Origin of the sequence: Pseudomonas sp. SIMBA_041 (assembly GCF_046535095.1) — a bacterium.
Taxonomy (GTDB): Bacteria; Pseudomonadota; Gammaproteobacteria; order Pseudomonadales; family Pseudomonadaceae; genus Aquipseudomonas; species Aquipseudomonas mucoides.
Window position 1 is genome coordinate 1 of sequence record NZ_JAWRXJ010000213.1, and the last position, 279, is coordinate 279.

1 protein-coding gene is annotated in these 279 nt (G+C 72.0%); it reads left to right on the forward strand.

Annotated features, from left to right (window positions below):
- The coding region (locus SB725_RS30900) for a YdcF family protein (RefSeq protein ID WP_410923188.1) at nt 1-279 on the forward strand (279 nt) is incomplete at both ends.

Here is a 279-nt window from a genome sequence, read left to right on the forward strand (position 1 = left end):
TGGGGCGCGCGCGGTCTGGAGCGCCTGCCGCCCTTGCCGCAAAGCCAATGGGCGAGCCTGGCCGAGCAGGCGGATGTGATTGTGGTGCTGGGTTCGGGGCGGGAGCGGGGCGATCCGGCGTGGGGCTCCGATCAGCCCACCGGCGTGGGCCTGGAGCGCGAACGTTATGCCGCGCGCCTGGCCAAGGCCTCCGGGCTGCCGGTGCTGACCAGCGGCGGCTTGCATTACGGTACGCCGCCCACCGAGGCTGCGTTGATGGCGCAATCCCTGCTCGATGAC